Here is a 5,504-nt window from a genome sequence, read left to right as displayed (position 1 = left end):
TCATCGAGATGCGGCAGCCTAATATGACAACCCTGATGGACCAGAGCCTCCGTTAGCTCACGATGCCAGTTGGTCCCAAAATCCCTGACTACGGACAGGCCAACAACTTCGCGCGATTTGCGCTCTTTAGGGGCAACACCTACGCGCAGCTCGCTGCTGACTGTGCGTTTGATATCAAGACGCCAATCAGCCTTGCCAAGAAGTTCGGTGCATCCAACTATGCGTCGGCTCGGGAATTTGCCCGGACCCATTACCGTGCATGTGCTGTCTACATACTGGAGCCAATTGAATACGTGAATGGCCACGGGGCCCAAGCGGCCGTTCGCCGGATCGAGCCCTCGCCATCATTCGTCACTCAGTTCGGGCGACCCACCGATACGCATATCACGCTGGATCACGCCTTGGGGCCCGTGCTGCCTATTGGTCGGAAAATGACGAGCCCAAGGACGTTGTCGCTGACAGATCGCAACGGTACGCCACATGAATGCGTCGCTGAGGCTTTCGATACGACCCACAACGTCATCATCCTGCTCTATCCAGTTAAGGCGCTTGGCAAGCCGACGATCATATTGCCAAGGAAGAAATAGCACTCCCTCTATTAGTACTTAGGATTGGCCCCACTCGCATCAGGGCAATACCCAGATAATACTTTGCACCAAATTAAGGAATGCGCGGGTCTTGTGTCGGGCATGCAGGCGCTACATTATTTCCCATCTCAAAAATTTATAGAAGAAACAATGGAATATGAGTTCCCAGTTTCATTCTCTCCGGCGTGCCAACGATCAATTTTACCATGAAATCGCTGATCGGGCTTGGTCACACGTTGGTCAGTGGCGCTGAATCCGGCTTCACGCTCCCGCTCGCCTGCGCGAACCGACTGGAACCACCACCAGGGCGAGTCCGCCAAGGATCAGGAGAACGCCACCAGCGACGAACGTCCCGAGGTCGTAACGAACATTACCGCCGCGACGACGATGCCTATGATGGGATGGAGATATTGGACACTGGTTGCCACTACGGCTCGAATTGTCCTTAGCAGGTAGAGCCGGCCTCGGTCTGCGTCCAGAGTTCGTATCAACGGCTGACGCAAGTGACAAACTTGCCGAATTGAAAAAGACCTCTTCTTGGCAACGTGATGACTTCATCGACGAAGGCGGCTGGTCCAAGCTTGCAGGCATGGAAAAACCGGTCCCAGGCTCGTCCGAGCTGCGCGCGAATTGATTGCGATGGAAAGCCTGCCTGAGGCAGTCGCCGCGACCACTTCCAACGGCGGCGCCATGGTCCGCGTTACCGCCATCAGGCCAAATGTATGAACAAGAATCGTCAGTGTTATCATGACGGTTCCAAGGACGAGATTATGGATCATTAAGCGCGCTCCGGGTCGCCTGCAAAGACCAATTCATCAGGGGGTCGTTACGACGATTGCCGAGCAGTTTTCGTCACTCCCCCGACGGTAGCTGTGCGGAACATTTGAATCGAAATACATCGCATCCCCCGCATCAAGTGCCACGTTTTCGCCGTCGACATTCACGTTCAATCGACCGCTCAGGACATAGATGAATTCGGCGCCTCCGTGCTGATGCGGCTTCGACGGCTTTGTAGGCCCCGTGAACTCCGCGAAATAGGCATCCATGCGTCGATCAGCGATTGGATAATCCAGGCTCTCGAACGAATAGGCCGGAACCTCTTCTCCCGCCGAAACCGGAAGCCTCAGGCGCTGTCCCTTTCTGGTCACCGCCAGGCGCGGCCCCTCCTTGCTGAAAAAGTGATCTAGATCGACGCCGAAGACCAGCGCAATCCGCAGCAGGGTCGGCAGTGTGGGAAAAAGCTGCCCCCGCTCGATTTTCGACAGCATCGCCGACGACAAGCCGGTGTGCGCGCCGAGTTGAATCAGTCCCATCTTTTTGTTCAGGCGAAGAGCCTTGATGCGCGGGCCGATCCGGTAGCGCTCGAGTTCGTCGGTAAGAGTGTCGGACAGCACGCGTTCATCTCCTTTTCATCCGGCGACAATCGCCGACCTATCTTTTAACTGTCAATAGAAACTGATTTCATATCACGAAAATTTGAGTGGTAGTAAAAATGATTATCCCTTTATGAAATGTCATCGCTCGCTGGGTGGCGAGCAGATTTTCAACAAGGGAGAAAGACAATGGGACTGAAGCAGACATTCGCCGCAGCCATGTTTTCCATGGCCGCGCTCGCCATGCCCGCACATGCCGCCGAAAAAGATATCGTCGATACTGCCATCGGTGCTGGCCAGTTCAAAACCCTCGCCGCAGCACTCGACGCCGCCGGATTGGTCTCCACTCTCAAAGGTGACGGGCCCTTTACGGTGTTTGCCCCGACCGATAACGCCTTTGCCAAGCTGCCGGCCGGGACAGTCGAAGCCCTGCTGAAACCCGAAAACCAGCAGAAGCTCGTCGACGTGCTCACCTACCACGTCGTCCCCGGCAAGGTGATGGCTGCCGACGTCGCGAAACTGGATGAGGCCAAGACCGTCAACGGAAAGCCGATCGATATCCAGGTCGACGGCGGTTCAGTGAAAGTCGACGATGCCAATGTCACCAAGGCCGACGTTGGCGCGACCAACGGCGTGATTCACGTCATCGACAAGGTACTCATGCCGCCGCAAGGCTAGGCCTAGGGCGGGACAGAAGCCGCGCACCGCAACTGGAACATTAACAGCAGGAGAATGTCATGAAGATTTTGAATGTCCTGACCTTGGCGCTGCTTATAGTTGGAGGACTGAATTGGGGCCTTGTTGGCCTGCTCAGTTTCGACCTCGTGGGCGCGATATTTGGAACGGGGTCGGCCCTCGCCCGTATTGTCTATGTCGTCGTGGGGCTGTCGGCAGCATGGCAGGTCGTGCCGCTTGTTTCCGCATTGGGATCGAGCGAGGCTGCCTCAGGGCACGTACGCTAGGCGTATAATAAGAAAAGGTCGCTACACCCGGCGACCTTTTCGCAATTGATGCGGGGTATAACTTCTTTGCTAGCTTTACTTGGATTCGGGGTTGCGACTTTCGCAGCCGGCATCGGCGGCATCTTTTTCCGCCCTGGCGAATGGTACCAGCGGCTGAACAAGCCATCCTGGCGGCCTCCCGACTGGTTGTTTGGCCCGGTCTGGACGTTTCTCTATGCAACGATTGCTTTGGCTGGCTGGCTAGTCTGGCGGGAAGCCGGGTTTGGAGACGCAGTATTGCCGCTGTCGGCATACGGCACTCAATTGCTGTTAAATGCTGCTTGGTCGCCGATCTTTTTCGGCCTTCATCGAATTGGATGGGCTTTGGTCGACATGGTCTTGTTATGGCTGTCGATCGTTGCGACAATCGTCTTGTTTTATCCGATAGATGCAGCGGCAGCCGCAATGCTTGTTCCCTATCTTTGCTGGGTGAGCTTTGCCTTGCTGCTCAACCTCTCGGTCTGGCAGCGCAACAGCGCCATCTCCTCATAGGCAGGAGAACGAGGTTGGCCGACCGCTGGATAGAAGTAAACGACCGGATGCAGCAGGGCTACCGCTACCGCCTTACAGCCCCTGTCGGTGGCGGTTTGCATCCGGATTTCCACCCCGACCTCACCCCAGAGACCATGTTGGCTCTCGGCGTGTTCGGCGGCAAGTACATGACCGACTGCCGGGAAGAATTCCCGGAAAGCTGGTTTCGGCACGCACGTCTGGCGCCGGGCGCCCGCAATCCCTCACTGAACTACTTCGGCGTCGATGCCAGTCAGCCTCTCAGTGTCTGGCGGGCCAAGGGCTGGATCCATCCGGATGATCCACGCGGATGGTTCCAGTGGTATTGCCGCTACTTCCACGGACGCAGATTGCCAGGAGAGGACGAACGCCAAATCGGTCGATGGAAAGCTATGCGACGCCACGTGGCGCAGGTGCGGCGTTATTGCGAGCCGGGCGACACATGGTGCCGGCGCCGCCAGCGTCAAGCACTGCTGCATTGGGCTTATGACGGCCGGAAAATTTGAATCGGCAGTCGGTCGGAGCGTCGAATCTGCATTCCAAATAGAGCAATTGCTTTCAACTACCGAGTTCCAACGATTAACGCGCAGTGTGCTCGGGCAAACATGGCAGCCCCGAAAGCACCATGGGGCTGGCACAGCATACGCTGATCGGCTTCGATGGCATATGCAAAACCATCGCGTCGCCACAGTTGCCGACAAAGACGGATTGACCGACTCCATGGAGAGGGGACGGTCGTGTGTCGCGGCTCGCGTGTCAATTCTTGCCCCACGTCTCCTGGTCTTGACGTCAACAATCGATCTTCACATATTCTCTCATGATCGCCGCTAATCTTTGGGACGGTCATTCCTCAACCAACTGAAATCGTTCAACCATTGGAGGTTTCAATGAGCGAGAGAACATTCGAAATTCCTGTGTTCGTGCGAGCCGCTGAAGGTCTCATCCAGGAGATCGCCTGCCTTGAGGATGCCTGCGATTTCCTCGACGAATGGCCCAAGCACCGTCGTGGCGTGATCTATGAGACGGCGAAGCGAGCATGCCATCGCGCGTTCGATGGCCTTATGACGCTGAAGGCAGCGCGCGACGCGTTCGCCGGCTTTGCCCGTTCGGCGAGAATCCTCGAGGATGTCTCCACGGCGGTTCCCTGGGTGGCCGGGAAGGCCGGCGAGACTGGCAGTGTAGCAGCCTGAGGTAATGGGAGGATACGATGCTTTCTCGACACTTCGAAAAGCCTGTGCGCGTGTGGGTCGGGCTTGGTTTTCCTCGGCAACTGAACTCCGTCGTGGATGCCTACCAGTTCGTCGTGGATTGGTGTGGAAACAGCCCGGAGCAGAAGGCGGCGATCCGTGCCTGCAAAGCTGCACTGGCCGGCGAGATCGACCCAGAAACGGCGCGCGGCATCCTGGTCCAGTTCGCCAGGAAGAAGGACATCCTGGTCGAGGAGGAAGTGATGCCGGCGGTTACAAATTCCGGACAACGGTTACAGGTCTGATCCGCCACGCAACCTCAGGGCGGCGGCCATCGTGCCGCCGCCCTCGTCTCTTGCAAAACGGGCGCCGGGAACGCCTCGCTATCCGAGGTATCGCGAACGATACCGATTGGTATTGATTGCGGTGTGCGTGCCCGTTTTTACTCGATACGTTTGATCCTGCCTCCCGACAGCCGGAAAATGCCATCGTGGCCACCTTGGCTTGCAAAATCGTCCTGTAGCTCGCCCCAGGTGCCTAGGTGTTTGCCGCAGTCATCGCATTTGATTTCGGTCGACTCGATGGCGTCAGCGGGAATCCGCAGCCGGATGGTACCGCAATAGGGGCATTCGAGCTTATGATTCAGATACTTCTGCACCGCTCCGATCCTCAGCCCCCCTTCCTGCCGAGATTATATGGGAACACCACCTTGTCGAAAACAAGAAGGGTATTTGTTTCCTTTTTGGTATTCATCCGGCGAGGGCCGCGGCAGACCTACTTCGTTGTGCTGCGGTGGATTTCGATGAGGTTGCAGAGGCTTTCGATGCCGAACTGTGAGAAGGCCAT

Annotated in this window: 9 protein-coding genes; 8 read left to right on the top strand and 1 reads right to left on the bottom strand. The window is 56.8% G+C overall.

All coding sequences use genetic code 11. The annotated features are described in order from the left end of the window. Window positions 1–62 precede the first annotated feature (62 nt). Complete coding sequence (locus tag ASD50_RS15025; RefSeq protein WP_244484550.1) at window positions 63–587, top strand: hypothetical protein; 525 nt, start codon at window positions 63–65, stop codon at window positions 585–587. A gap of 815 nt (window positions 588–1,402) precedes the next feature. Here the strand turns inward: ASD50_RS15025 and ASD50_RS15020 are convergent. Further along, the gene (locus ASD50_RS15020) at window positions 1,403–1,981 is read right to left on the bottom strand and encodes a helix-turn-helix domain-containing protein (protein ID WP_056242821.1); all 579 of its coding nucleotides are present in this window, start codon (window positions 1,979–1,981) and stop codon (window positions 1,403–1,405) included. A 168-nt stretch (window positions 1,982–2,149) separates the two neighbouring features. Between ASD50_RS15020 and ASD50_RS15015 the strand changes: the two genes are divergently transcribed. The 7 genes from ASD50_RS15015 to ASD50_RS23700 all read left to right on the top strand — a co-directional run. Further along, window positions 2,150–2,638 carry a fasciclin domain-containing protein gene (locus ASD50_RS15015; protein WP_056242819.1) on the top strand — a complete coding sequence of 163 codons (489 nt, stop codon included), beginning with the start codon at window positions 2,150–2,152 and terminating at the stop codon, window positions 2,636–2,638. A 59-nt stretch (window positions 2,639–2,697) separates the two neighbouring features. Next, window positions 2,698–2,922 carry a DUF378 domain-containing protein gene (locus tag ASD50_RS15010; RefSeq protein WP_056242816.1) on the top strand — a complete coding sequence of 75 codons (225 nt, stop codon included), beginning with the start codon at window positions 2,698–2,700 and terminating at the stop codon, window positions 2,920–2,922. A gap of 48 nt (window positions 2,923–2,970) precedes the next feature. Continuing rightward, complete coding sequence (locus ASD50_RS15005) at window positions 2,971–3,453, top strand: TspO/MBR family protein (RefSeq protein WP_156465121.1); 483 nt, start codon at window positions 2,971–2,973, stop codon at window positions 3,451–3,453. Between the two features lie 47 nt (window positions 3,454–3,500). After that, entirely contained in the window at window positions 3,501–3,977 is a 477-nt protein-coding gene (locus ASD50_RS15000; RefSeq protein WP_056242814.1) for a hypothetical protein, read from the top strand. A 381-nt stretch (window positions 3,978–4,358) separates the two neighbouring features. Then, entirely contained in the window at window positions 4,359–4,661 is a 303-nt protein-coding gene (locus ASD50_RS14995) for a DUF982 domain-containing protein (protein WP_056242812.1), read from the top strand. A 17-nt stretch (window positions 4,662–4,678) separates the two neighbouring features. Then, complete coding sequence (locus ASD50_RS14990) at window positions 4,679–4,963, top strand: DUF982 domain-containing protein (protein ID WP_056242809.1); 285 nt, start codon at window positions 4,679–4,681, stop codon at window positions 4,961–4,963. A gap of 236 nt (window positions 4,964–5,199) precedes the next feature. Then, the coding region (locus tag ASD50_RS23700) for a hypothetical protein (RefSeq protein WP_210168935.1) at window positions 5,200–5,504 on the top strand (305 nt) is incomplete at its 3' end.

This window comes from Mesorhizobium sp. Root552 (genome assembly GCF_001427285.1).
Lineage (GTDB): Bacteria > Pseudomonadota > Alphaproteobacteria > Rhizobiales > Rhizobiaceae > Mesorhizobium.
Note: the sequence above shows the minus strand (reverse complement) of the source record. Positions and strands in the feature narration are given on the sequence as shown.

What these genes read in the sequence shown, in the direction of transcription:
- ASD50_RS14990 (WP_056242809.1), top strand. Translation starts at nt 4,679, where the DNA reads ATGCTTTCTCGACACTTCGAAAAGCCTGTGCGCGTGTGGGTCGGGCTT.
- ASD50_RS15005 (WP_156465121.1), top strand. Translation starts at nt 2,971, where the DNA reads ATGCGGGGTATAACTTCTTTGCTAGCTTTACTTGGATTCGGGGTTGCG.
- ASD50_RS15000 (WP_056242814.1), top strand. Translation starts at nt 3,501, where the DNA reads ATGCAGCAGGGCTACCGCTACCGCCTTACAGCCCCTGTCGGTGGCGGT.
- ASD50_RS14995 (WP_056242812.1), top strand. Translation starts at nt 4,359, where the DNA reads ATGAGCGAGAGAACATTCGAAATTCCTGTGTTCGTGCGAGCCGCTGAA.
- ASD50_RS15025 (WP_244484550.1), top strand. Translation starts at nt 63, where the DNA reads ATGCCAGTTGGTCCCAAAATCCCTGACTACGGACAGGCCAACAACTTC.
- ASD50_RS15010 (WP_056242816.1), top strand. Translation starts at nt 2,698, where the DNA reads ATGAAGATTTTGAATGTCCTGACCTTGGCGCTGCTTATAGTTGGAGGA.
- ASD50_RS15015 (WP_056242819.1), top strand. Translation starts at nt 2,150, where the DNA reads ATGGGACTGAAGCAGACATTCGCCGCAGCCATGTTTTCCATGGCCGCG.